23 protein-coding genes are annotated in these 24694 nt (G+C 47.9%); 4 read left to right on the top strand and 19 right to left on the bottom strand.

Annotated features, from left to right (window positions below; genetic code table 11):
* Positions 1–8 precede the first annotated feature (8 nt).
* The 12 genes from EKM71_RS03770 to cdaA all read right to left on the bottom strand — a co-directional run bounded on the left by EKM71_RS03770 (position 9) and on the right by cdaA (position 12877).
* Positions 9–770, bottom strand: a complete 762-nt coding sequence (locus EKM71_RS03770; RefSeq protein ID WP_125573334.1) for an NEAT domain-containing protein — start codon at positions 768–770, stop codon at positions 9–11.
* Positions 757–1914: an NEAT domain-containing protein gene (locus tag EKM71_RS03765; RefSeq protein WP_125573333.1), complete on the bottom strand. Its 1158-nt coding sequence runs from the start codon at positions 1912–1914 to the stop codon at positions 757–759. The genes EKM71_RS03770 and EKM71_RS03765 overlap by 14 nt, the downstream gene beginning before the upstream one ends.
* 74 nt (positions 1915–1988) lie before the next feature.
* Positions 1989–2708, bottom strand: a complete 720-nt coding sequence (locus tag EKM71_RS03760; protein WP_125573332.1) for an NEAT domain-containing protein — start codon at positions 2706–2708, stop codon at positions 1989–1991.
* Between the two features lie 195 nt (positions 2709–2903).
* On the bottom strand, positions 2904–3212 hold the full coding sequence (locus EKM71_RS03755) for a hypothetical protein (protein WP_125573331.1): 309 nt from the start codon (positions 3210–3212) through the stop codon (positions 2904–2906).
* 457 nt (positions 3213–3669) lie between these two features.
* Positions 3670–4755: an ABC transporter ATP-binding protein gene (locus tag EKM71_RS03750; RefSeq protein WP_125573330.1), complete on the bottom strand. Its 1086-nt coding sequence runs from the start codon at positions 4753–4755 to the stop codon at positions 3670–3672.
* A 146-nt stretch (positions 4756–4901) separates the two neighbouring features.
* Positions 4902–6296 (bottom strand): glycoside hydrolase family 73 protein, encoded by a 1395-nt coding sequence (locus EKM71_RS03745; protein WP_125573329.1) that lies wholly within the window; start codon positions 6294–6296, stop codon positions 4902–4904.
* A gap of 101 nt (positions 6297–6397) precedes the next feature.
* A complete protein-coding gene (nagB, locus tag EKM71_RS03740) occupies positions 6398–7102 on the bottom strand; it encodes a glucosamine-6-phosphate deaminase (RefSeq protein ID WP_164504719.1) in 705 nt (234 codons plus the stop codon).
* Between the two features lie 153 nt (positions 7103–7255).
* Positions 7256–7378 (bottom strand): hypothetical protein, encoded by a 123-nt coding sequence (locus tag EKM71_RS11215; protein ID WP_125544371.1) that lies wholly within the window; start codon positions 7376–7378, stop codon positions 7256–7258.
* A 148-nt stretch (positions 7379–7526) separates the two neighbouring features.
* Positions 7527–9344: a glutamine--fructose-6-phosphate transaminase (isomerizing) gene (glmS, locus tag EKM71_RS03730; RefSeq protein WP_125573327.1), complete on the bottom strand. Its 1818-nt coding sequence runs from the start codon at positions 9342–9344 to the stop codon at positions 7527–7529.
* A 328-nt stretch (positions 9345–9672) separates the two neighbouring features.
* On the bottom strand, positions 9673–11028 hold the full coding sequence (glmM, locus tag EKM71_RS03725; RefSeq protein WP_125573326.1) for a phosphoglucosamine mutase: 1356 nt from the start codon (positions 11026–11028) through the stop codon (positions 9673–9675).
* A 32-nt stretch (positions 11029–11060) separates the two neighbouring features.
* Positions 11061–12029 carry a CdaR family protein gene (locus EKM71_RS03720; RefSeq protein WP_125573325.1) on the bottom strand — a complete coding sequence of 323 codons (969 nt, stop codon included), beginning with the start codon at positions 12027–12029 and terminating at the stop codon, positions 11061–11063.
* Complete coding sequence (gene cdaA, locus EKM71_RS03715; RefSeq protein WP_125573324.1) at positions 12026–12877, bottom strand: diadenylate cyclase CdaA; 852 nt, start codon at positions 12875–12877, stop codon at positions 12026–12028. The genes EKM71_RS03720 and cdaA overlap by 4 nt, the downstream gene beginning before the upstream one ends.
* Positions 12878–13167: 290 nt before the next feature.
* Here cdaA and EKM71_RS03710 point away from each other — a divergent pair, with 290 nt between their 5' ends.
* Positions 13168–13833, top strand: coding sequence for a DUF1361 domain-containing protein (locus EKM71_RS03710; protein WP_125573323.1), 666 nt, complete (start codon positions 13168–13170; stop codon positions 13831–13833).
* Positions 13834–14041: 208 nt separating this feature from the next.
* Here EKM71_RS03710 and EKM71_RS03705 read toward each other — a convergent pair whose 3' ends face one another.
* Positions 14042–16180 (bottom strand): cation:proton antiporter, encoded by a 2139-nt coding sequence (locus tag EKM71_RS03705; protein WP_125573322.1) that lies wholly within the window; start codon positions 16178–16180, stop codon positions 14042–14044.
* 17 nt (positions 16181–16197) lie between these two features.
* Positions 16198–17109: a UDP-N-acetylmuramate dehydrogenase gene (gene murB, locus EKM71_RS03700; protein ID WP_125573454.1), complete on the bottom strand. Its 912-nt coding sequence runs from the start codon at positions 17107–17109 to the stop codon at positions 16198–16200.
* A gap of 170 nt (positions 17110–17279) precedes the next feature.
* Here murB and EKM71_RS03695 point away from each other — a divergent pair, with 170 nt between their 5' ends.
* Positions 17280–18044, top strand: a complete 765-nt coding sequence (locus EKM71_RS03695; RefSeq protein ID WP_125573321.1) for an exodeoxyribonuclease III — start codon at positions 17280–17282, stop codon at positions 18042–18044.
* A gap of 17 nt (positions 18045–18061) precedes the next feature.
* Entirely contained in the window at positions 18062–18598 is a 537-nt protein-coding gene (locus EKM71_RS03690) for a 3'-5' exonuclease (protein WP_125573320.1), read from the top strand.
* A gap of 145 nt (positions 18599–18743) precedes the next feature.
* Here the strand turns inward: EKM71_RS03690 and EKM71_RS03685 are convergent, their stop codons facing one another.
* The 4 genes from EKM71_RS03685 to EKM71_RS03670 all read right to left on the bottom strand — a co-directional run bounded on the left by EKM71_RS03685 (position 18744) and on the right by EKM71_RS03670 (position 21628).
* Positions 18744–19277, bottom strand: coding sequence for a GNAT family N-acetyltransferase (locus EKM71_RS03685; RefSeq protein ID WP_125573319.1), 534 nt, complete (start codon positions 19275–19277; stop codon positions 18744–18746).
* Entirely contained in the window at positions 19270–19746 is a 477-nt protein-coding gene (gene tsaE / locus EKM71_RS03680) for a tRNA (adenosine(37)-N6)-threonylcarbamoyltransferase complex ATPase subunit type 1 TsaE (RefSeq protein WP_125573318.1), read from the bottom strand. Before tsaE ends, EKM71_RS03685 begins: the two co-directional genes overlap by 8 nt.
* Positions 19747–19889: 143 nt before the next feature.
* Positions 19890–20867, bottom strand: coding sequence for a phosphate acetyltransferase (gene pta / locus EKM71_RS03675; protein WP_125573317.1), 978 nt, complete (start codon positions 20865–20867; stop codon positions 19890–19892).
* Between the two features lie 32 nt (positions 20868–20899).
* A complete protein-coding gene (locus EKM71_RS03670) occupies positions 20900–21628 on the bottom strand; it encodes a uracil-DNA glycosylase (protein ID WP_125573316.1) in 729 nt (242 codons plus the stop codon).
* A 115-nt stretch (positions 21629–21743) separates the two neighbouring features.
* Here EKM71_RS03670 and EKM71_RS03665 point away from each other — a divergent pair, with 115 nt between their 5' ends.
* Positions 21744–22298, top strand: coding sequence for an LURP-one-related/scramblase family protein (locus tag EKM71_RS03665; protein WP_125573315.1), 555 nt, complete (start codon positions 21744–21746; stop codon positions 22296–22298).
* Positions 22299–22511: 213 nt separating this feature from the next.
* Here the strand turns inward: EKM71_RS03665 and EKM71_RS03660 are convergent, their stop codons facing one another.
* Positions 22512–24329: a DUF5776 domain-containing protein gene (locus tag EKM71_RS03660; protein WP_125573314.1), complete on the bottom strand. Its 1818-nt coding sequence runs from the start codon at positions 24327–24329 to the stop codon at positions 22512–22514.
* Positions 24330–24694: the final 365 nt, after the last annotated feature.

Here is a 24694-nt window from a genome sequence, read left to right as displayed (position 1 = left end):
ATGTGGCTTTAATGTCGACCAAAATACCACCAGGAACCGCCGATAACCACGATAACAATGGCTAAACTACCACCCAGTAAGCTCATCCAATTGGTCCTCTGCTTAGGAACTTGATCAGCCGTATCTGCTTCCTGAGAGGCTACGGATGAAGACATCGCAGAACGCGAATTGCTAGATGACGCCGGTGACGCCGTGGTAGCTGAAGCTGATGCCGCCTGTTTCTTTGACGTTGGCTTCTGTGACGATGCCTTTATCGTGGACGACTGTGTCTGCTTAGCTGCCGTGGTCGGGGTTGTTGGTGTTTGTCTCCTTGTGGACGCTTTAGCCTGCGACAATGCCGGCATGTTAACTGTCTGGAAGGCCAACGTTAGCTTATGTGTGGCCTTGTAAACCCCGAGAACATTTATCGCCAGTTTGGCGGTGACATCGCGATTCAGGTGTGCCGTGGTAAATGTATAAAACAACAGATAGTTTCCCGCACTGTCTCGTGATTTTTGGACGTTCTGTGGCGTCTGACCAGCTATCTTGAGGACCCGGACCGGCCATTTATTCAGATGCTTGGCCGTCTTGATTTCCATTGTAACCTGATAGGCATTCTGGGCGACCTTGACCTTGGCAGGATGCACGAAGTACTTTCCCGCCATTGAGGTTTGTGACGTCCCATACTTCAGTGCCGTATAGTCTAGCGACTGGGCGTGACCAATCACTGGGCATCCCAGACTAGCTACGATCAACATGCCGATTAAAAACCAACGTTTAACGTTGTTCACGATCCCAACCTCCCCTCCAGATAAGACTTAGGCTGAGTAAGATCAGACCAATCAGCACTTCTATCTGGGGTGACTGATCACCAGTGGCCGGTAACTTCTGTGTGGTTTGATCGCTTGTAGCGTTAGTGTTAGCCGTTGGGGTTGCTCGCGTGGTCTTATCTGGCAAAGCCGCTACCTGAACTGCCTGTGCCTGATCGGCGGCACCACTAGCCGCAAATTGGAACCGAACCGGGAAAACCTGACTCATATTTAAAGCGGGGACTGTGACGTGAATCTGACCTGGAATTAATTTAGCCGTCAACTGACTCAATTTACTTATCTCAAACCAGTAAGTCATTGTTTCATTTTGTCCGGATTTGCCATAAGTCACGTGACTGGCAGGAACCGGTTGACCGTTGATACTCTCAGGTACCACCGCGTGAGCACCTAATTTGAGAGAGGTCGCGTATTGAACCTTAAGTGTGACCCGATAGCCGGTTCCGCTTGATGTCACCGTGGCCACGTTGGTGTAATACTGGTTAGCCTGTGATGCCCGCATCTTATCTCCCTGCAGGACGCGATAACGCCAGTACTGCTTCACTGATGGTGTTGCGGTCACTGTCTTTGTCGAAGCTATTGCCGGAGTCGTCGGGGTAACAGGGGCCTTCTTAGCTGCCTGTTGGGCAATTGTCGTTCCCGCGGCCAACAGAGCCGTAGTAGTAGTACTGTCGTTGAGCGGCTTTGCCTGATCCCAATCCAACGCAACTCTGGCAGTCTCAGTCATCTTCCCAACCGGAGTCGTTAACTTAAAGCTTGCCGCAAGTGGACTCTTTTGCCCTGTGACGGTAACTTGATAGAGGGCCTGTTTGCCAACCGTCTTCACAACCACAGCTGGTTGCTGAGCAACCGTCATAGCCGAGATAAACTGGGCACCATCACTAGTCAGAAGCAACGTCGTGTGCGCCCCCGTGACTCGAGCCACGGCCTGGGATCCGAAGAATTGATTAGCCGTCGAGGTCGTCTCTTCCTTTGCCTTTAAAATCTTGACTGGAACTTGGTAGAGACCATCCTTAATCGTGGCCGCCTTGGCAACGATACCGGTCAATAGCCAGACACAACTCACCGTCAGTAGACTCAGGAGCAGTGTTCGCCAACTTTTTTTCATGTCGACTCACTCCATTCTTTGTTAGTTAGCTCTTGGTAGCTAAACGGCCACCGTTTCACGGTAGCCGTTCATGTCTACTTCACTTTAATCGTCTGGGTAACGGCCTTGTAACCAGCCTTGGATGCCGTAACTTTCAGCTTCCAATTCTTCTTCACGGCTCGTTTTAACTTCACCTTGTAAGCTGCCTTCTTGCTCGTTACTTTACCCAATGTCGTCTGACCATGTTTAACAGTCACCTTGGCGCCTTTAGTGGTCTTTCCGGTAACCTTCTTAGCCTTGGCCTTCACTTTTGACGTCGTCAGGACGACCTTCGTAGTTGCCTTAAGTGCACTGGTCTTAAACGTTAATTTGGCTGATTGCGTCATGGTCATCTCTTGACCATTCATAGGCACGACGAGGGTAAACCCTAAGGCATGACCGGTCTTTAAGTTCACTTTACTAAATGTATAGGTATTTCCGGTGCTGTGCGCGGTAACTTTTGCCGTATGACCATCCAACGTCATGGCCTTGATAAACTGGTTCCCAGCTTTGGTTGTCGTCAAAGAAACCGTAGCCCGCTTACTCTTGACCGAAACTTTAGCACTCGAATTAAAGTACTGTGCCGCTTCGGAGGCCGTCGTTGTCCCAGTTTTGTAGATATGTACGGGAACACTATACTTTCCATTTGGCAACTTAGCAGCGTTCAACGTTGCCGCTTGTGCCACAGCCGGCACCGTAACCTTGACTAAGGGGATTCCGGTTCCAACGCCTGCTAACATGAGGGCCGCGACCCACACTGTCACTGTTTTCTTCATCATTAATTCCTCCCAAAAAGTTTAAGGATACTGTTTATGAATACGCTTTCATCGTAGCACTGTTTCAAAATTCATTCCACGATTAATACTTAACCATCAAAATAGATTGATCGGCCATTCGTTTATCGAGTGAACAGCGAATGCTCAAAAAAAACGCCTAACAGATAATCTCTCATCTACTAGGCATTTCTGCTCTTAACCAATATGATTTTCATGAAGAATGGCATTAACTTCCTGCTGCACGTCCTCCGGTTTTTTCCATTCATCAAAGGTGGTAAAATTCTCCTCTGGCATCGCATAATGCTCGTTCACGTAGTCCTCATAGGCTTGAACGTGCGGCGTATGAGCGATGTTTAACTGGAGAATCCGAACCTGTTTGATGAGCCCGCGTTCGACCGCTAGCTCGGCCCGACCATTCTGGACCATGTTGCTAATTTCCATGTACTTACTCCCGTCCAGCCGGGTAATTTCTTCAATCAAGGTAAATGTTTCATGACTCTTCATCCCAGATGCCTCCTCAGTCAACGTTAGGGTGATAGTCCCCTAACGCCATCTTCCCAATTATACTAGCTTTTAGGGCAAAACAAAACCACTACCAGGGAATGGTAGTGGTCGGCATAAGAGAGAAAGAGAATTGATTAGAAGGTAATTATTAAATACCTTACGACTAATAATATACCGGTATTTGTAAGCGCTGTCAATGCTTTCATGGAAATAATTATGACTTTTGACCATTATTATTCTAAATGAAGCTGGTGAGTAACTAATCATAGCTAAAAATCACAAAAAAAGAGACCGGGAAGCATGCACTCCCGGCCCCGCCATTTAGTCTTCACCAAATGAGAGATAGATCCTTTATCCGATTCATTGGGAAATCAGATGAAGGGGTAAATAAATGGTAACTTAAAGATACCACGCTAAATGATAAAAATCTATCCCTTTTATCATTGTTTTCTAATTTTTATTTAACACTACTCGTCGCATTTGGATCATGTAACACCGTTTCTGGATGCACAAGATGTGCTGGGTTTGAGAGCACGTCGCTAACTGAATGCCCCGAAATGTTGACCACACAAGCGAAAAGCAAGGCTACGACAGCCACACCCGTCAAAATCCGGTTGCGCCAGTTCATCTTTTCACTGATAACCGACCCATAGAAATCCTTCTTCACTTGATCGGCAACATGTGGATCGTCAGGTGCTGCCGCCTGGCGTTCTTTGGTAACCTGGGCTTGATAAGCATCGATATCGAAGGACTTTTGGCCTTCCTTCATCGTCCGTTGGAAATGTCTCTTTTCCTTCTTAGTCTGCTTCTTAAACCACTTGGTAAAGTTACGGTAATCTTGGACAATCTCTTCGGTGGGTCCGATGGCCTTCAGTGTCCCATAATGAATCCAGGCCACACGGTCACACAAGATTTCAACTTGCTTCAAGGAGTGACTGACGAAGACGATGGTCTTCCCTAAATCCTTGAATTCAGAAATCTTGTCCACACACTTCTGGTAGAAGGTGTCATCCCCAACGGATAACGCTTCATCAATAATCAGAATGTCTGGGTTAACGTGCACGGCAATGGCAAATCCCAACCGTGACTTCATCCCTGAGGAATAGCTCTTAACGGGTTGGTATAAGAAATCACCAATATCCGCAAAGGCCACGATGTCATCCATTAAGGCATCAATCTGAGGATTAGTCAGTCCCTGCATCAATGCCTTGAGTCGAATATTTTCGACCCCGGTCAGGTTGCCCCGCAACCCAGCACCGATGGCGATGATCGAGGTATCTCCCCTCACATCCACTGTCCCCGTCGTTTGTGGAATAATTCCAGAAATGATATTGGACAATGTCGACTTACCGGAACCGTTGACCCCAATCAAGCCCAAGGTTTCACCGGACTTAACCTCAAGTGAGATCCCCATCAAGGACCAGAAATGTGGCACCTTATTATTGCTCAGGGAAAAGAATGACCGCAATTTTTCAGATTGGGTCTTGTACAGGTCATACTCTTTTGTAACGTTTTGAACCTTAATTTTATATGAATTATCCATGAATTAAACTTCCTAACTCAAATATTAACGCTGTCTAACGCACCGAGGTTCCCCGGCCTAATCTGTTGTATTATACCAAAAAAGCTACCGAATTGGTAAAAATTCCGGTAGCTTTACGCTTTTCTTATAACCAATTGTCAAAACGCTTAAGATAAGGCACGGGCATCTACCCAGTAATTGGTTTTACTGCCACTAAATCGAATCCGATACCAGGTCGACTTGTTGGACGCCTTGAAACCACAAAGCGTGACGGTCACCTTGGTTCCCTTCTTACTGCCCTTTGGCCACTTCAAGGTCTGTTGATTGAAGTGCGTCGTGGTGACGTGATTATAGACATTGTACTTACTAAATTTACTGCTCAGGGTCTTCTTACCGCTTGCGGCGGTATAGAAAACTTGGGCGTACTGCGGTTGCGCTATTGTCCCGGCAATCCAAGTCTTCTTTTTGCCAACCTTAATGCGATACCAGGTAGTCTTAAGACCATCTTGCGTCTTCACGGCCTCATTATCTGCCGTATACGACTTGGCCGTTAGCTTTTTCACTGACTCCTGTTCCTGAGCCAGGTATGGCGAATTGTAGACGTGGTTGTAGGTACTCCCACCAGCCTTGGTATTCACCTTCATTGTTGCCTTTCCATCCAAGTAAGTCACCTTAGGAAAACTAATAGCACTACTGTAGACCCAGTAGCGTTGCGAAGACTTACTCTGGGCAAAACGAATTCGATACCAAGTGGTCTTGTTTCCAGTCTTAGCCGCCGTCCTCACAGCACGCAGGTCCAGATAGACCTTCTTCCCCTTGACAGCCTTGACCTTGCTCCAAGCCGTCTTGGTGATACCCGCTCGTGTATCTTTTACGTGATTATACAATCGCACGGAGGCGTAATCCTTGCTGAGCGCCGCCGTTTGGTTGCCCGACGTCCCATAGTATTTCGCCTTTGAATAGACTTTTGGCTTAGGTGCTGGCGTCGCCACATCAGGCGCCGAACCGTCGAGTAAAGTATCTAAATTGTAGGTTTTAATAATACTGATAAGCGAGCTGCCATAGTTCGGTGCCGTCGCATAGACACCGGTCAACGCATTGGCCGCACTCGCATAAGTCTTAGCATTCTCACGCCAGGTTCCACTGTAAATACTAGGGTTATAACTGGTCCCCCCGCGAAGCAGGGTTGCATTGTCAGTCATCGAAGCCTTAGCGTTCGGATACTTTCTAAAGTTAGCTGTTGTGTGATAGAGCTGACCGTTAGCATCATATTCGGTTGTTGGCATCGCGATGGATTGTCCCTTATAACTCCCCTTCACACCAAAGTAATTGTTGGCCTGGGTTGTTAGGAGACTCGTCCCCCAAGCACTCTCTAACGCAGCCTGAGACATCATCACGGATGGATACAGTTTATACTGATTCGCAACCGACGTGACGGGACTCTTCAAATCGCTGATAAATCCTTGGGGATTCGTCGTTGCCGCATGGGCAGTCCCACTGACGCTACCCAACGCACTCCCCAACAGGAGTACGGCCAGTAGCCATCGTTTACTTCGCATCATTCTCGGTTTCCCCCTTAAAATCGCTTTCACGTCAAGAATAACATAACTTGACTCTTAACTGGAAGTAAAAATGGGGATAACTCGCGCTAATTCAAGGTTCGTTAGGCCAGCTGACTAGCAGCAGCTTCATCAAGAATGACTTGCACATTTTGATGGGTTTGGAGATAACTGGCCGGAACGTCAGGGGTCACAGGCCCTTGAATCATGGCAGCTACGGCATCTGCCTTGGCTGCCCCGTAAGCCACGATCAGGATCTCCTTGGCCTGTAAAATCGAGCCAATTCCCATAGAGTAAGCGTATCGTGGCACATCGTTAGCATTGTCAAAAAATCGAGCATTTGCTTCGATAGTTGACGCAGTCAAGGCGACCTTGTGGGTGGTCGACGCAGAATCTGTCCCCGGTTCGTTGAACCCAATGTGTCCATTCTTTCCCAGGCCCAACAATTGTAAGTCAACCGGGTGTTGCGCAATCACGTCATCATAGCGCTTGGTTTCAGCCGCAGCGTCTGCGTTCATCCCGTCTGGAACAAATGACTGGGCAAATGGTTTGTGACTGAATAAGTGTTGCTGCATAAAGTAATGGTAACTCTCTGGATGATCGGCCCCTAAACCGACGTATTCATCCAAGTTTACCGACGTCATGTGGCTGAAATCTAAGTCACTGGCAACCAATTCATCATAAATTGTCACTGGTGTACTCCCTGTCGCCAGTCCCAGAACCTTAGCCCCTTGTTGTAAGGCTTGTTGGAAAATTTGAAACCCGGCACGGCCTCCCGCAGCCTGATCTTTCACGATTTGAATGTTCATGTTGTTTGTAAGTTGTGTCATCACCAAAAATCTCCCTCTCTAATGGTATAGTCCGATGATAAAAGATCTAGACCAATCTTGCAAGCATTTTGCTCAAAAAGTCTTCCCACAATTCAACAAAAAAGGACGGCCACTGTCTAAGCAGTGATCGCCCTATTTCCGACGAATACCTCGCCGGTTAGCACTTAATTCATTCTGTTGTTTCCGAAATTTTTCAAACGTTGCGTCACGTTGCTTTTGGTTCTTGTGGGAATCCACCCGTTTCGTATATTTCATCGTTTTCACCTCACGTTTTCATAACTTTTCGTAAGTGTACTATACAACGAAACCCGGTATTTCGCAAGTTAGACGTGTTGTCCCATTCCGGACGTCGGTACCAAAAAAGCGTTCGGACATTTCCGAACGCTTCCAAAACTCATTTTAATTATTCAACCGTGACACTCTTGGCTAAGTTCCGTGGCTTATCAACATCCAAGCCCTTGTTTAGACTGGTGTAGTAGGCCAATAATTGTGCAGGCACAACGCTCAACAGTGGCATCAACATCTCGTCAACGTCTGGCAAGATCAAGTTGTCCCCTTCAATCGCCAAACTTTCACGGACAATTGTCAGAGTCTTGGCCCCACGAGCCATCGTTTCTTGCAAGTTACTCCGTGTTAAACCAGCGGTCTTGGCCTGTGTGATAAAGCCAATTACAGGGGTCCCCTTCTCAATTAAAGCAATCGTCCCGTGCTTAAGTTCACCAGAGGCGAATCCTTCGGCTTGAACATAGGAGATCTCCTTCAACTTCAGAGCTGCTTCCAGAGAAACTGCGTGGTCAATCCCACGACCAATATAGAAGGCCTTGTTGGACTTCATCAGATAGTCGTTAGATAACTGTTCCAATGTATCCTTTTCGTCGACGATAGCTTGCATCCCTGTGGCAACTAAACCAAGCTGTTGACGAATATTGAAGTTCTGAGCCACAATTTGGCCAGTTGCCTCACCCAATGCCTTCGCCAAGATAGCTTCTAAAGCGATCTGAGCCGTGTAAGCCTTGGTGGAGGCCACGGCAATTTCTGGACCGGCATGGAGTAACAACGTGTAGGTTGCCTCACGGGACAACGTTGAGTTCTGCACGTTAGTAATCGTCAAGCTTGGATAGCCAGCATCATTCACGTTGACCAATACCTCACGGCTATCAGCTGTTTCACCAGATTGCGTCAAGAAGATGAAGAAAGGCTTCTTTGACAGCATGGGTTGTTCGTAGGCAAATTCCGACGAGACGTGAACTTCCGTTGGGATATGAGCCAAGTTTTCAAATAGCCGCTTCCCAACTAAACCGGCATGATAACTGGTCCCGGCACCCACGATATACAAACGATCGGCAGCTTCCATGGCTGCGATCAGCTTATCATCAATTTGAGGTTCGCCGTGTTCTGACAAGTAGGTTTGAGCCAGCTTGCGCATCACGTTAGGCTGTTCGTCGACTTCCTTCAACATGTAGAAGGGGTAGGTTCCCTTGTCGGTTTCGTCAGCGTTCATGTCAACATGGAACGGCTTACGTTCAACAGCATTGCCGTCAGCGTCTTGAATAGCAACCTTGTCGGGAGTGATGGTAACGACTTCACCATCCATCAATTCTAAGAAATTGTGCGTTTCCTTGAGCATAGCTAAGGCATCGGAACAAACAACATTGAAACCATCACCGACCCCAATCAATAAGGGGCTCTTGTTTTTCGCAACAAATAATGTGTCAGGTTGTTCACGATCCATCATCAAGAAGGCATATGAGGAACCCTTTAAAAGGCTTAACGTCTTCAAGAAAGCAGCCTTGGCATCCAAGTTGTCTTCAATGGCAAATTTATCGATCAGTTGAACAACAACTTCAGTATCGGTTTGACTTCTGAAAGGCACGTCACTTAGGTACTTGGCCTTCAATTCTTGGAAGTTATCGATAACCCCGTTGTGAACCAGGTAGAACCGGTCGTCATTGGAGAAATGTGGATGTGCGTTAGCCACACTAACCACCCCATGAGTTGCCCAACGCGTATGACCGATCCCAGTTGACCCGTGGACGTCAGGCGTCACTTTAGACCGTAATTCAGAGATCCGACCTTTAGTCTTAACTAAGTAATCCTGACCCTTTTGGTCGTTGACATAAATACCGGCTGAATCGTACCCCCGGTATTCCAACTTCTCTAGGCCGTTCAACAGGATCTTAACGGCATTGTCATTTCCAGTAACCCCAACAATTCCACACATAACTAGTCTTCCTTTTCTCGACGCCGCCCCCGTTAGTCGGGAGGGTCGGTTGTTTTTTTAGAAATGTATCAGCTTTCTTATAAATTGGTATAGACTGAAACGTCTTTCATAACGTTTCCGGATGACTATACTTTACAGCCTTCCTTAAGGGTTGTCAACTATAAAAATCACAACTGGTCTATCACCCCATTACGACTTTGTTTTCATGAAAATAATCATCCTTTATCGTCATGGCATGCAACTGTCAGAAGCACCGCATACCAACTGATAAGCCGTCAAAAAAAGGAGCCCCGGTCATCCCAGAACTCCACTAAATTATCGATTTAACTTACTTCACACCAACTTCGGCCCGAACCACATCTGCGATCCGGTCGACGTAGCCCGCAACGATTTCTTCCGTTGGCGCCTCCGCCATGACCCGAAGCAAAGGTTCAGTCCCGGAAGGCCGAACGAGCACGCGACCGTCACCATTCATTTCTTTTTCCACGGTGGCAATTACGGCTTGAACTTGAGGATTTTCAAGGGCGGCTTGCTTATCAGCTACCTTCACGTTAACTAACTTTTGCGGGTAAGTTTGAACATCGGCTGCTAATTCAGACAGCTTCTTCCCCGTTGCCTTTAAGATATGAAGCAACTGCAGACTAGTTAACAAGCCGTCACCAGTGGTGTTAAAGTCTAAGAACACAATATGTCCAGACTGTTCGCCACCCAAGTTGTACCCGGATTTTCGCATTTCTTCAACGACGTAGCGGTCCCCAACCTTAGTCTTAACAGACTTCAAGTCGTGGGCTTCCATGGCCTTGTACATCCCCAGGTTACTCATCACCGTGGTCACAATTGTATCCTTCTTTAGGCGACCATGTTCAGCCAGATACTTCCCACAAATGTACATAATCTTGTCACCATCAACCAGTTTACCAGTCTCATCAACCGCGATACACCGGTCACCATCACCGTCAAAGGCCAATCCAATTTCGGCACCCTGGTCAACGACAAACTTCTGTAATTGTTCGGGATGCGTCGACCCAACTTGATCGTTAATGTTTAGCCCATTAGGCGTCGTTGCAATCGTGTCAAAGTCGACGTTCAAATCAGCATACAGCCGAGAAACCAGGCCACTCGTCGATCCATTAGCGGCGTCGACCGCAATATGTAAGCCGTCGAGATCGTCCGCAATCGTCTGTTCGAGGAACTGAATGTACTTCTGGCTACCTTCGGAATAATCCTCAACGGTACCCAGCCCATCGGTCGTTGGCCGTGGTAGGTTGTCATCTGACGCATCCAACAACGTTTCAATTTCCTCTTCCATTTCGTCAGAAAGCTTGTACCCATCGTTACCAAAGTACTTAATGCCATTATATTCAGCTGGGTTGTGTGAAGCCGTAATCATGACCCCAGCGGCAGCCCCCTGTGTCCGAACCAAGTAAGCCACGGCTGGCGTCGTAATCACGCCTAACCGGAGCACTTCGATGCCGACAGACAAAAGTCCAGCAACCAAGGCATTTTCCAGTAATTGACCGGAAATCCGGGTATCCCGCGCCACTAAGACTTGCGGGTGAGCGTTCTCACTATCAGCGTGTTGCGTTAAAACATAGCCGCCAAACCGACCAACTTTAAAAGCTAATTCGGGCGTTAGTTCTTGATTAGCAACTCCCCGAACACCATCAGTACCAAAATACTTCATCGTCAAACTCCTCATTTCTAAGACAAATTTCGTTAATCCGCGCTGGCCTTGACCGTCACCTTAATTGTAGTGGGATCAAATGCCGTCACGTCATTATCACTGGTATCCAGCGTCACCGTCTTGGTGGCCTGGTTCTTCACATCACTCACATCAACGTCCACGGCAACACTTTGGAGTGCCTTCAATTGCGCGGCACTGCCATAAGCAGTCACTTTAGAAACGTTGCTGCTTAGTTTATACGTCGTTCCGGACGAGCCATTCTTCGCATTCAGGTTGACACTGACCTTCTTACTCTCCCCATCAGATGTGATAGGCAAGTTAACCGTAGTCGTCGATGGCGTCAAGATCACGTTCACCGTCTTGCCGTTTTTATCCAGGGCTTCAATGACCGCCTGACTATTCACCGTTTTCTTCACATTCTGTGCCAAGGTTAACTGGGCCACGACACTGGTAATCCGAGAAATCTCGTTGGCCGCCCCCGTTGCCTTAACACTCGTCACATCGGAAGTTGCCTTCCCTGCCGAGTAGCCTGGTGCAATGTTTTGCTTGTTATATTGGACCTTCACTGGGAAGGACACCGTCCGTCGTGGTTCGATATCTACCGTAATCTTGGCGGGTGAAATTGTGGATTCAATCTCGTGATTCAATCCCTCTTGATGCAGAGTCACCTTGTGCTTGCCCACACCCAGGTCGCTCAGTGCGGCGTAGACTTTAAAATTTTGTGTATTTGCGGTCGTCGTCACCAGCGCTAAGGGGCCCTGAAGTTTAACTTTCACCTTCTGGGGATAGCCGGTCACAAAGTATTTGTTGCTATTTACATTTAGCTGCAAGGGGACGGACACCGTAACCGTCTTGGTTGCCGTAAGTGACGTCGCCCCAGTTGAACTACTCGACTGCGAGTTCGTAGCCGATTTCGTGCTGTTCACATAGAAGAAAAGTAAGATCGCCAAGATGAGCGCCAAAATACGGTAAAGCCAAGTCGTATAGCGTTGATTTTTCATTTACGGCGCCCTCCTCTAAAGCGTTGATCAAACCAATCGAGGGTCTTAACCAACACATTGTTATTATCGGCGGCTTCTTCATTCACCAATTCATTTCGGAGAAACTTCAGATAATCGGCCTGCGTCAATCCACGAATAAGTTCATTATTCTTGGTAATCGAGACGTCACCGGTTTCTTCGGAAATGACAATGGTAAGCGCATCGGTAACTTCGGAAATTCCCACGGCTGCCCGGTGACGAGTCCCCAACTCTTTCGGAATCAGATTACTTTCCGACAAGGGAAGGTAGGCTGCGGCGACGGCAATACGGTTATTACGAATAATGACCGCCCCATCATGCAGTGGCGTATTGGGGATAAAGATGTTGATCAGGAGCTCACCGGTCAACTCGGCATCCAAGTCAATCCCCGTTTCGATATAGTCTTCCAGTCCAGTATCCCGTTGAATCGTCATCAAAGCGCCGATTCGGCGCTTGGACATGTACTGAATGGCCTTGTCCAGGCCCTCAATCATGTGGTTTGCCGCTTCATTTTCGTGACGGATCCGCACAAAGAGCGAGCCCCGACCCAAGTGCTCTAGTCCCCGCCGGATTTCCGGCTGGAAGATAATGATGATCGCGATAACCCCCCAGTTGATGACTTGGTCCACCAACCAAGATACCGTGTTCAGTCCGATATAGGCGCTCACGAACTTCACCAGTAGAATCAAAATAACCCCCCGGAAGAGCTGGATAGCCTTCGTTCCTCGGAGCATCACGATTAATTCATAAATGACAAACCAGACCACCAAAATGTCCAGTAAGTTGACTAAATTCCCCAATGTAAGGAGATTGCCCCAATCCAGGTTCATGACTTTCCCTCCAAATCGAATTCAGATTTTATTATAGCACGGCCCCGCCAACATTGCGCCCCGATTACCGATTATCCGGTCAATTCCAGTTCGTCATATCATAAAACTTACAGAATTGTTAAGCTCCATGTCAGCGACTACCTTCATGGGTTCATTCTGGTAAACTAGAAGTCATATTCTGTTCGTTTTTGATAAATGGGCGGTAAAATAAAGGTGGGTTCTGGCCTTCACTTTTTAACAAAATAAAGACAAACAAACAACACTATTTTAATGTGAAAGGAGGGCTTGCGATGAATCGGCGAGCGCGTTGGGAAATCCGAATATTCTTTGCTGCCTGGCTAGTTTTTCTCTACTTCCGGGCTAAGGATCCCTTCTCCTTTCTGGTACTAAACACCTTCCTTGGCTATCTCCCCATTGAGATTAGTTTTCATCTGGGCAAGGTCACCCCTCGCAGTGGCTGGCTATTCTGGCCCATTGTAGTGCTATGGTTGCTATTCTACCCGAATGCCCCCTACCTACTAACTGACCTCTTTCATTTGTCACTCCTCCAGCCATATGCGCTGAGTGGCCTTCTAAGAGTTACACCGCACCTCTGGATCTACTTTACCTATATGATGGTCAGTGCCGTTAGCTGTTCATTTTTGGGCTTCTGGAGCCTCAACTATGTCAGTCAGACTATTAGTACCCGAATTGCCAAGGGTAATCGTTGGGCTCGGCTCACAATTGTCGTGCTCCTGACATTTCTATCCTCCGTTGGCCTATATATTGGTCGTTTTCTCCGAATTCATACTATCTACCTCTTTATTAATCCGGAGCAGTTCATCAATCCGATTCTCTCGATGTGGACGCCAAACATGTGGATATTTGTGATTTTGATGACCTTTCTGCAACTATTCAGCTATTGGATTCTCTACCTCATCATGAGCAACTCGGCTATGCCTTCCAGTTCTAACTAAATCTTGTGTTGTAGGGTCCTGACGACTTTGTCGTTAGGGCCCTTTTAAATGCAATTGAACATAATCGTCTGCGGCGCCACCCCAACTGCCGCCAACTCATACTCGAGGCTAGTTAACTATTTTGAATACTAAAAAACAGTAAGTATCGTCTAGCCTCTGCTAAATAATACTTACTGTTTTTAAACGTCTATAAACTCTTAGTGAAGGACTACTCGCCTTCCTCACTATTGAGGGACATAACCAACACGTTTTCCGCATAGTTGACGTACTGGCGCAGATGGGTGGCCTGAGTCCAACTGATATTCCCAGCTTCCACCAACGTTTGAATCCCACTTCTCTCGGCACCTAAAGCACGAACTCTGAGCTTGTTAAGTTGATGTTGATAATCATCCTCATGGCTAGGCGCTGTGGCTGCCTTGGCCCGTTCGATTCGGTTACGATAATGCACAAGCAGATGGTAAACCGCCTGGTTGTCGAACTGGGTCTCATCGACGTCAGTCCGCGCCAAGTATTCTGACAAAGCTTTGATAGCATTCTTCGCCGTCTCACGCTCAATCAGGTTGTTCTCAGCATGCAACCGGTCGGTATCTTCAGAATGTAACCAGTAGCGGGTATTTCGCCACATGTGTCGGAAGAAGAGTACCCAGTAGTGCATGACCCCCGGCATGGTCCGCCCGGAGACCTGGGTCAAACGAGTCTCTAATTTTTCGATTCGCCGTAGGGCCCCGACATAACTGGTCTGAGTGATTTTCTCACCCTCCAGTAACGATGCCAAAGACTCGCGTTCACCGGTAATGGCTACCCCACGCAACTTGATTTCGTCGTCTAAGACCTTCTGCATCGCCGTATCGGCGCGATAACTCATTTCCAAACGTCGAATGATGAACTGGTAGTCCAGAATTAAATCATAGGCTGCCCGTTGATTATTGGGTCGTCTAAGTTCCTCAATCTTCGAAATTGCCAGACGCATGATATAGGCTCTGGCTTCCTCTTCGCTGACCTGCCGAACGGGCTCCTCAGGGAATTCTTCCTCAGCTTCATCATCCAAATCAATGTCATTGACAATCTCGTCACTGACACTAGCCCGTGTCTGTAAGGGTTGTTTATCAGTTGAGATTAGCGGCAACATAATTGTTGCAGCGACCAGACTAATAATAATCACCCCGGAAGCCACGAAGAGCATCAAGGCTCGAGTCGGAAAGCTGGCTCCACTTGCAATGGTCGCAGGTACCGACAGGACCCCGGCCATCGTTACGGCACCACGAACCCCGGAAAGCCCAGATAGAATTGCCATCCGGAAACTCGGTTTTTCTTGGGACCGACTCTTCGTCAGTCGTTGGAAAAGGATGTACCCATACGTCCAGAACGTCCGGATAGCCACCAGAATGACCCAGGCCATAAAGGCAAAGAAAACAGCTTGGCCAGTGTTAAACTGACCACCCTTGATGACCTGTGACGTGGCGACTGGTAGTTCAATTCCTAGAATCACGAAAACAATCCCATTCAAGGAGTAGATGATGATGTCCCACACCTTTTCCGTCACAAGCTTGAGTTCTGGTGTGTCTTCCACGATCCGGTTCTCTCTGGCGTGATACAGGACCCCGGCCGTCACGACCGCAATCACCCCAGAAGCATGCGTGATTTCTTCAGTTACCAGATAGATCACGAACGGTGTCGCAATCTGCAACACGGTGTTAAAGATCACGTCGTCAATCCCCTGGCGACGGAGAATATCCATCAGGAGTTGAATGGCGGTCATGAAGATTAACCCGGAAATGAAACCCACAATACTAATATAGATAAAGTCACCGGTCGCCGTCCCAATCGAAAAGGCCCCGGTCACCGTGGCCGCAACCGCGTATTTAAACGCAATCAGACCACTGGCATCATTGATCAGACTTTCCCCACTAACTAAGTGCATCAGACTAGCCGGGAGCTTAACCTGTTTGGCAATCGACTGCACGGCCACCGGATCGGTGGGCGACAGAATTGCAGCCAGGGCAAAAGCCACGGTCAACGGCATCTTTGGAATCAGCGCGTAGATCAGGTAACCACCCAGTAACGTGGTCAAAAAGACCAACCAGATGGCATTGGCAAAGATTGGCCCCCGTAGTCGCCAGAGTTCTCGGCGAGGGAAGCGCCGCCCATCGTTATACAGTAACGGCGCGATAAACAGGAGCAGGAACCAGTCGGTCTCGAGTGGGACTTCAAATTTCCAGACCAAGGCCACGATTAGCCCTAGAACAATTTGAATCAGACTGACTGGAATGAACGTGAGGTAGTGACTGATAATATTGGACAAAAGAACCAAGACGATTAACAGAATCACTGCTTCAATTATAGGCACATAGGGTTCCCCCTTCTTTATTTGGCGGTAGGTTCTTCTCCAATAATGCGAACTTCGGTCTCGAGGTGAACATTATCTTCCTTAAAAATAACTTCCTGAATGTGGTGAATCAACTCCAGATAATCTGTGGCCGTCGCATGGTCGATGTTTACAATGAATCCGGCGTGTTTCGTTGAAACTTGTGCGCCGCCCCACTTCAAGCCCTGTAACCCGGCTTCCTGAATCAAACGACCAGTGTAATGCCCCTCAGGACGCTTAAAGACGCTTCCACAGGACGGAAGTTCTAATGGCTGTTTGGCTGCCCGTCTAGCATTCAGGTCATCCATTTTTGCTTGGATGGCTTCACCATCCCCAGGAGTCAACGCAAAGGTTGCTGTGAGGACAATGTCGTGGTAATCCTGAACGGAACTATGACGATAACCAAAATCGAGTTCCTGTTGATTCAGTGTCCGAATCTCTCCTTCAGGCGTCAGAACCTCGACAGAAACGGCGATCTCGCTGATTTCACCACCATAAGCTCCTGCGTTCATGAAGATGGCACCGCCGACACTGCCGGGAATCCCGGCAGCAAATTCGAAACCAGTCAAGCTGTGAGCCTGGGCCACCTTCGTTGCTTCAATCAATGCCGCACCAGATTCCGCGGTCACGGTTTGGCCGTCTGTGGTAATATGGTTCATTTTCGTTAAGATCATCACGAGGCCGCGAATACCGCCATCGCGTACGATGAGGTTACTGGCATTCCCGACAACTGTTACCGGTAACTTCTCCTGATTGGCGTAGGCTAATAAGGACTTGGTTTCCTGAATGTTAGTTGGGAAAGCTAAGAAGTCCGCTGGCCCTCCCGTCTTAGTATAGGTATAGTGAGCCAAGGGCTCGTTCCGCAGAATAGTGACTGCTGGAAATACCGTTACGATGTCTTCCATCATGATTATTCCCTTCGTTTCACAAAATTTATGTTGTTCCGTCGCGGTTGGCAGCGAAAACAACAGTCATGAGATTATTTTAGCATGAAATGGTCGTAAACGACACGGGGACGCGCCATTCACAGTCAAAACTTATTTTTCTGGTATACTAGAATCAGTCTTTTGGAGGTGCCGTCATGAAATTTATTTCTTGGAACGTCAATGGTCTCCGGGCCATCGTGAAAAAAGGATTTGTTGAGACATTTAACGAACTAGATGCTGATTTCTTTGGCATTCAGGAAACCAAGCTTCAGGCCGGTCAAATTGACTTGGACCTTCCCGGCTATTACCAGTATTGGAACTATGCCGAACGGAAGGGGTACTCCGGAACCGCGTTATTTACCAAACACAAGCCACTCAATGTCATCTATGGGATTAATGCTCCTGACTTCGATCACGAGGGCCGAACCATCACCCTGGAGTATCCAGACTTCTACGTCCTCACCTGCTATACTCCGAACTCTGGTAGTGGCCTCAAACGCCTAGACTTTCGGATGGGGTGGGAAGAAGCATTCTTAGCCTTTATTCAAAGCCTAGATGCCAAGAAACCAATCATCTTCTGTGGCGATTTAAATGTTGCCCACACCGAGATTGACCTCAAGAACCCCAAGTCAAATCACCACAATGCCGGTTTTACCGACGACGAACGGGAAAAGATGACGAGGCTCCTCGGCGCTGGCTACACGGATACCTTCCGTTATTTCAATCCGGAAGCTACCGGTCGTTACTCCTGGTGGAGCTACCGGTTCCATGCCCGCGACAACAATGCCGGCTGGCGGATTGACTACTTCATCACCAGCAATCGCTTGCAGGATCATTTGAAAGGCGCTAAAATATTAGACCAAGTCATGGGTTCCGACCATTGTCCGGTGGAACTCAATGTGGACGGTTTAACCGTCTAAGAAAGGAAGATGTCCACTTGAACTTTGTCGCAATGGATTTCGAAACCGCCAGCGGTAAACGCTATAGTGCCTGTTCTCTCGCCCTGACTATCGTCCGTAACAGTCAGGTTGTCGATGAATTTTATACCTTGATCAAACCCGACACGGATTTCTTCTGGCGCAACGTCCAGATTCATGGGATTCATGAACGCGACGTGGCGAATGCCCCGGCATTTCCAGAAGTTTGGGAACACATCTCGCCCCTGTTCCAACGGGACCGCTTAGTCATTGCCCACAACGCGCCATTCGATAATGGGGTGTTGCGGAGCACATTGGAACACTACAATCTGCCAACAGCACGATACCTGACCCTGGATACCGTCAAAACCAGTCGTCAGTTCTTCCCCGAGTTCCCTAATCACAAATTAAACACAGTTTGTGATGAACTGGATATCGACTTGCACCACCATCACAATGCGCTCGATGATAGTCTGGCCTGTGCGAACATTCTGTTGTACGAAGCCAATCACTTCGGCACGCAACCTTTGAAGAGGTTTGTAACCGTGAATGCTTAGTCTGCTGTGAGATGACTACCTGTGGCTGTCGAAGACTACGCTTGCGGAAGTCGTATTTTACAACAATTTAATAATCAACGACAATAAAAATCGGTAAGTTTCACTTAGCATGTGCCAAGTGGAGCTTACCGATTTTTCATTTCAGTCATTCCGCTTTGTTCTCCGAGGCCATCCCTAAACGATACACCATTTCAATGGCTTCAACACATTCACCATCATCATCGGTAACCGTCGTGGGGGGCGTTGCCGTCTTGGTGAAACCCATTTTCTCGTAAAGCTTCATAGCCGGCACATTACGCGTCTGAACGATAAGTCCAATGCCTTGTAAAGCACTTGCGGTCTCTGCCCAATATAAGGCCTCATCAACCAATGCTGTACCAATACCGAGGTGCCAATAAGCCTTCTCAACAGCAATCCCCAGTTCACCCACATTACCTTGGGGTGTCGGTGAAACCGACAGGACGCCCAACAGTTGGTCACCAAGACTGGCAACCAGCAGCAGGTGTCGGGGACTGTTCTTGATCTGTTCCAGTTGGTCTGCCTCCTGAGCGGCACTGATTGGATCGTCGGCATCAGCCAGGCTAAACGTGTCACTCTCTTGCTGCAACCGGCCTAATAACACCAACAGATTAGCCGCATCCTCAGCATTGGGCATGCGAATCAGAACATCCTCACTCATGGTCAGCACCTGCCAATTGTTCGACCAACTGAGTAAAGTGCTCTCCTCGCGGATCGAAACTCAGTGTTCGTTGGTTCTCACCGGCGTCATCGTCTCGCTTGAAGACGATTCGCAGGTAATTTTCTGGCAACTCATCGGCAATGAATTTAGACCATTCCACCACGTTGACACCATCACCATTGAAGTATTCGTCGAGGCCCAACTCATCCCCACTGCCATCCTCTAGGCGATAGACGTCCATGTGATAGAGCGGAATTCGCCCACCCTGATATTCACGGATAATGGTAAACGTTGGGCTCTTCACGTTACGTGTAATCCCCAACCCGGCAGCTAATCCCTTGGTAAAGGTCGTTTTACCGGCACCGAGATCGCCATCTAATAAAATCACGTCCCGCGGCCGAAGTTCTGGCGCTAACTGCTTTCCTAGTGCCATTGTGGCTTCGGGACTCTTAACCGTGACAGTAAACATTGTTCGTTCCCCTTTATCTAAAAAATCTCATCAGCAACTGCCATAACAGTCGCTGATCACTAAAACTCATCGCTATAAATAATACCCGGACTGCTAATAAATAGCAATCCGGGCACTCTTTGTTCGATTTCAATTTTAGACTTTTATGCTAAGGACTGAGCGGCCGTAATAATGGCGACCTTGTAAACGTCCTCTTCGTTACAGCCCCGTGAAAGGTCTGAAACCGGCTTGTTCAAGCCTTGCAGGATAGGCCCAATAGCTTCGAAACCGCCGAAACGCTGCGCAATCTTATAGCCAATATTCCCAGACTGTAATTCAGGGAAAACAAAGACATTGGCGTGCCCGGCAACCTTGGAGTCTGGGGCTTTTTGAGCAGCGACACTCGCGATAAAGGCAGCATCGAACTGTAACTCGCCATCGACAGCTAAATCTGGCGCGGCTTCGTGAGCCAGCTCTGTGGCTTCCTGGACTTTAGTAACCATGTCACCCTTGGCAGAACCCTTAGTTGAGAAGCTCAACAAAGCAACCTTAGGATCGATATCGAAGACCTTGGCAGTGTGAGCACTTTCGACAGCCACTTCAGCCATTCCGGCAGCGTCTAATTCAATATTAATGGCACAGTCGGCAAACACGTAGCGCTCGTTACCCTTTTGCATGATAAAGGCGCCACTGATACGACGGACACCTGGCTTGGTCTTAATGATCTGTAAGGCTGGCCGAACAGTGTCCCCAGTTGGATGTACTGCGCCAGAAACCATCCCGTCAGCTTGCCCCATGTAGACCATCATGGTTCCAATGTAATTGGGATCGGTCAACATCTTTTCTGCTTGTTCCACAGTGTTCTTGCCCTTACGACGTTCGACCAAGGCGTCAAGCATGGCCTCATAATCAGCTGTCGACATGTCAGCAGGGTCGAGAATCGTCAACGGGGTTAAATCGATCGCGTGATTCGTAGCTGTCGCCTGAATATCAATCTTATCCCCAAGTACAATTGCCGTAATCAAGCCATCTGCTGCGAGACGACTAGCTGCTCCAAGAACCCGTACATCGGCACCCTCGGGAAAAACAATCGTTTTATTTTGTCCATTAATCTTTTGCTTAAGACTATCAAAAAGTTCCATAGTTGAAGACCTCCATAAAATAATCCCACGATTCAGTTCTGTTGCGACGTCTGGTTGGTTGACCCCTTAGGGTCCTCAACCACTACCTCTGCAGGTAATTGCCAATCAATGGGAGCCTCCCCCAAGGACTGTAAAGCGATGTTGGTTTTTGAGAACGGTTTGGAACCGAAGAACCCCCGGTTGGCCGATAAGGGACTCGGGTGTGGTGATTGTAAGACGATGTTGGTCTTGGTATCAATCAGCTTAATCTTGGACCGTGCCGCATTGCCCCATAAAATAAAGACCACGGGTTCCTTACGCGCCGACAACTTGGCAATTGCGACGTCTGTCAGGCGTTCCCAGCCATGACCCTTGTGTGAAAAGGCTTGGCCATAACGAACAGTCAGCACAGAATTCAATAACAGAACCCCTTGCTTCGCCCATTTCTCCAAATAGCCATGATTGACTGGGGCAATCCCGAGATCACTCTGAAGTTCTTTATAAATATTTTTGAGCGACGGTGGAATCGGCGTGCCTGGCAGAACCGAGAAGCTACAGCCATGCGCCTGGCCTGGGTTATGGTAAGGATCTTGTCCCAGGATAACCACCTTGACCTGACTAAATGGCGTCCACTCAAACGCAGTAAAGATATGATACATGTCCGGATAGATCTCATGATGCTGGTATTCTTCGACTAAAAACTGACGCAATTGCTGATAATACGCCTGCTCAAATTCGGGTTCCAGCACCGGCCACCAATCATTATGAATAAACGGTTTCATTCCCAACACCTCAAGGTTTATTTTAGCATAAGACCCTCACAAATGATATTGTCCAACCAGAACCACAAAACATGGTAGAATGGGGCTAGGAAATCTGGAGAAAGGAGGGGTCTCTTTGCGAACACTCTATCTAAATGAGGCGGCGTTGTCGGCTAAGGCCACATCAGTCATTCGTGACGATCAGAACCAGTCTTGTTACCTGTTAGTCGGTAAATGGGGACTGCGCGCCGATGTCCTGTCCGTCTACACGATTGCAGGGGCCCTGGAGGCCGAGGTTAAGCAAGAATCACTCGGCCTGTTGCCAAAGTTTCGTCTGATCTATCACCGGCAAACGGTTGGCCGGGTCAGCAAAACTTTCGGCGTGATCCGTGAAGTCCTCTTCGTTCGTGGCCTCAACTGGGTCATTATGGGTAATCTCAACAGCGGTCACTTTCGCATTTTCCATGGTCGCGATCGTATCGCCACGATTACGACAGTGGCCAGTTCTGGTGGAGAAACCGTGGCACTTGTCGTCGACCAGACAGATAATGAACCTCTTATCATCTGCCTGGCAGCTATCCTTGATCGGTGGGCCAAACACCAACAAGGTGCTCTTTTTCCTAAGAAGACTTGGGGACCCAAACGCCTACAATCAGGCGTTGTCCCTTTCACGTTGTCTCGAAAAAAATAACTTAACTAGGGATTGCAAAATCGTGTAAATTTGCAATCCCTTTTACTTGTCTCACTTTCAGTTGTTAATTACTTAACTCCTTGGTATGTGTCACACTATTGTATCTAGAATCGTTCGACCGTCTCTACATTCAACCCGTAACAGCAAAAACGCCTTCAGAATTGTTAACCCTACAATTCTGAAGACGTTTGTCAGCTTGCTGACCTAAGATGATTAATTCTGAGCGATCACGAATTTTTTATTGGCTGTGACGTACTTGCCGTTGGTCAATTGGAATCGCGTCATTTTCTTGTAACTAACGATCTTCTTAACCTTCAGTGTCTGCCCTTTCTTGTAATGACGACCCTTGTTCTTTAAAGATTTCTGCTTATATGCATTAACCCCTTTGGCATTCAGGACCTTCACTTTATTCTGCTTCTTGGCATAGTAGACTGACGAAACGTAGGCACTCTTGGCTGTGATGTACCCCGTCTTACCAGCTGTCTTAGAATGGTGATTGACATCGCGAACCTTGTAGCGACGATAACCCTGCTTGGATTTTGCGTTCCCAGTCACCACAAATACTGGCCGATTGGCCCGTTTCTGTTTACGGTAAGTGACCTTCTTGGCTTTCTTGGAGAAGTTCTTGTTGCTATAAAGATTGAGAGTCTTCTTAGCGTAGATCATCCCATTGTTCGGCACAGCGGTTGCCCCGGATCCACCAGTTGAAAGATCGGCGCCGTAGTGGAAAATGACCGTTGTTGGTGAGCTTCCAAAGGTGCCATTCTCATCCCCAGTCACCGTACTCAACTTGTAGCCGGTGATTGCTAGTCGTTTAGCCGTGTAGGTCGCTCCAATGATTCCGGTTAAGACCTGGTCATCAGCAAGTTTCTTACCTTTAGCATCCACATATTTCACAGTGACCGGTTGTCCTTGCGTGACCGGCGGATTTACCGGTGGTGTCACCGGTTCAATGATGCGCTCTTTAGGTTCCCAGACGTAAGTTTCCACGGCTGTCGGATTGTGGGCTCCCTTGTAAAGAGCCGTAACATCAGTTCCCTTGGCATAGCGTTCACCCAATGGGTTCTGAACCGTCCCCTTACCAACAGCCTCCCAGTTTTGAAGGAAATTATCATCATTCATGGTGTTCGGATTGTTAAGCGATGCGTCGCCAGTGAAAATCGTCTTGGGTCCTAGGGTCAACTGCCAAATAGTTGATTTCCCAGCAAACATCGCCCAACCGCTAAATGTAGTTGGTGGCGCGAATGAATCAAGTCGCAGAATTTGTAACCCACTGCCATTAAACATATATGAAGCATTCTTAAGACTAGCAAAAGTGAGTTTAGACATATCTAATTCCTGTAACGAAGCATCATTAAAAAACATCGAAGTGGTGTCGGTGACACTATCCGTATTAAAGTGTGAGAAGTCTAGATTAGAAACTTTTCTGAGCTGATAGAACATGAACCTCATGTCGGTCACCTGGCTCGTGTCAAAATGAGAGATATCCAGTGACTGCAAGACGTTGTTTCCTGTCTGACCACCTGTTGCACCGACGTAAGATTGCTCCGAATAAAACATGCCTTTCATGGTTGTCGCCGCCGACGTATCTAACCGATCAAGATTGACATACTCGCTGACAAAGCCAAGTTGGGAAAAAAGGTTAGTTGCATTTGACGAAGTGGCTACCGGTCCATCTAAGACAACCTTGGTTACTTGCTCGCCAACCTTGTTCAAGTCTGTCGCGCTCGGATTCGCATTTCCTTCTTTAATCGCAATCTGTGTGACCAATTGTCCATTATTACCTGCGATTTCAGAGCTTGACGGTTCCGCCAATGTTCCGGCTTCCAAATGAAGCTCGCCAGATGTCGTCAGATACCAATGAACCCCATAGTCCCCTTCCACGGCAATATCTGCCTTAGTCGTATCAGATGTCGTGGCTGCCTGTGCCGCCACAGTTGTCCGCAAGCTTGGCGCAGCCAACGTGGCTAATGGCTGTGTCACCCCTAAGGTGAGCGCCGTGAGTAAAATTGTTGCTTGCCATCTCTTCATAGTGATTTCCTCAACTTTCAAAAAATTTAAGCGCTTTGGAATCGCTTACTTTTATGCTAAATATAATAACACTGCCAATGATTTTTCACCAGCATTTTCTTGCACACATTTTTAAAAAAGTTTCCATTTTGACATTTTTATTGTCTCACGCATCTTGAGATTACTTGATTGCTATCACCTGATTTAACCTTAAATTGCGGGATTCGTGGCAATGAGACGTCTTAATTTCAAATTCTAAAAGGCTGTCTCTGAACTTGTGCAACAGAGTAAACGAAATCAGCAATGGTCACAAGCCAACGTCCCATTATTGACAGACCTCATATGTAAAAAGCATCGTGAGCGCCATGGCTCGCGATGCTAGTGGG

This window comes from Levilactobacillus huananensis (assembly GCF_003946145.1).
Taxonomy (GTDB): Bacteria; Bacillota; Bacilli; order Lactobacillales; family Lactobacillaceae; genus Levilactobacillus; species Levilactobacillus huananensis.
The sequence above is the reverse complement of the archived record's forward strand: the minus strand, read 5'-3'. Positions and strand labels throughout refer to the sequence as shown.

What these genes read in the sequence shown, in the direction of transcription:
- EKM71_RS03765 (WP_125573333.1), bottom strand. Translation starts at nt 1,914, where the DNA reads ATGAAAAAAAGTTGGCGAACACTGCTCCTGAGTCTACTGACGGTGAGT.
- EKM71_RS03760 (WP_125573332.1), bottom strand. Translation starts at nt 2,708, where the DNA reads ATGAAGAAAACAGTGACAGTGTGGGTCGCGGCCCTCATGTTAGCAGGC.
- EKM71_RS03755 (WP_125573331.1), bottom strand. Translation starts at nt 3,212, where the DNA reads ATGAAGAGTCATGAAACATTTACCTTGATTGAAGAAATTACCCGGCTG.
- EKM71_RS03750 (WP_125573330.1), bottom strand. Translation starts at nt 4,755, where the DNA reads ATGGATAATTCATATAAAATTAAGGTTCAAAACGTTACAAAAGAGTAT.
- EKM71_RS03745 (WP_125573329.1), bottom strand. Translation starts at nt 6,296, where the DNA reads ATGATGCGAAGTAAACGATGGCTACTGGCCGTACTCCTGTTGGGGAGT.
- nagB (WP_164504719.1), bottom strand. Translation starts at nt 7,102, where the DNA reads ATGAACATTCAAATCGTGAAAGATCAGGCTGCGGGAGGCCGTGCCGGG.
- EKM71_RS11215 (WP_125544371.1), bottom strand. Translation starts at nt 7,378, where the DNA reads ATGAAATATACGAAACGGGTGGATTCCCACAAGAACCAAAAGCAACGT.
- glmS (WP_125573327.1), bottom strand. Translation starts at nt 9,344, where the DNA reads ATGTGTGGAATTGTTGGGGTTACTGGAAATGACAATGCCGTTAAGATC.
- glmM (WP_125573326.1), bottom strand. Translation starts at nt 11,028, where the DNA reads ATGAAGTATTTTGGTACTGATGGTGTTCGGGGAGTTGCTAATCAAGAA.
- EKM71_RS03720 (WP_125573325.1), bottom strand. Translation starts at nt 12,029, where the DNA reads ATGAAAAATCAACGCTATACGACTTGGCTTTACCGTATTTTGGCGCTC.
- cdaA (WP_125573324.1), bottom strand. Translation starts at nt 12,877, where the DNA reads ATGAACCTGGATTGGGGCAATCTCCTTACATTGGGGAATTTAGTCAAC.
- EKM71_RS03710 (WP_125573323.1), top strand. Translation starts at nt 13,168, where the DNA reads ATGAATCGGCGAGCGCGTTGGGAAATCCGAATATTCTTTGCTGCCTGG.
- EKM71_RS03695 (WP_125573321.1), top strand. Translation starts at nt 17,280, where the DNA reads ATGAAATTTATTTCTTGGAACGTCAATGGTCTCCGGGCCATCGTGAAA.
- EKM71_RS03685 (WP_125573319.1), bottom strand. Translation starts at nt 19,277, where the DNA reads ATGAGTGAGGATGTTCTGATTCGCATGCCCAATGCTGAGGATGCGGCT.
- tsaE (WP_125573318.1), bottom strand. Translation starts at nt 19,746, where the DNA reads ATGTTTACTGTCACGGTTAAGAGTCCCGAAGCCACAATGGCACTAGGA.
- pta (WP_125573317.1), bottom strand. Translation starts at nt 20,867, where the DNA reads ATGGAACTTTTTGATAGTCTTAAGCAAAAGATTAATGGACAAAATAAA.
- EKM71_RS03670 (WP_125573316.1), bottom strand. Translation starts at nt 21,628, where the DNA reads ATGAAACCGTTTATTCATAATGATTGGTGGCCGGTGCTGGAACCCGAA.
- EKM71_RS03660 (WP_125573314.1), bottom strand. Translation starts at nt 24,329, where the DNA reads ATGAAGAGATGGCAAGCAACAATTTTACTCACGGCGCTCACCTTAGGG.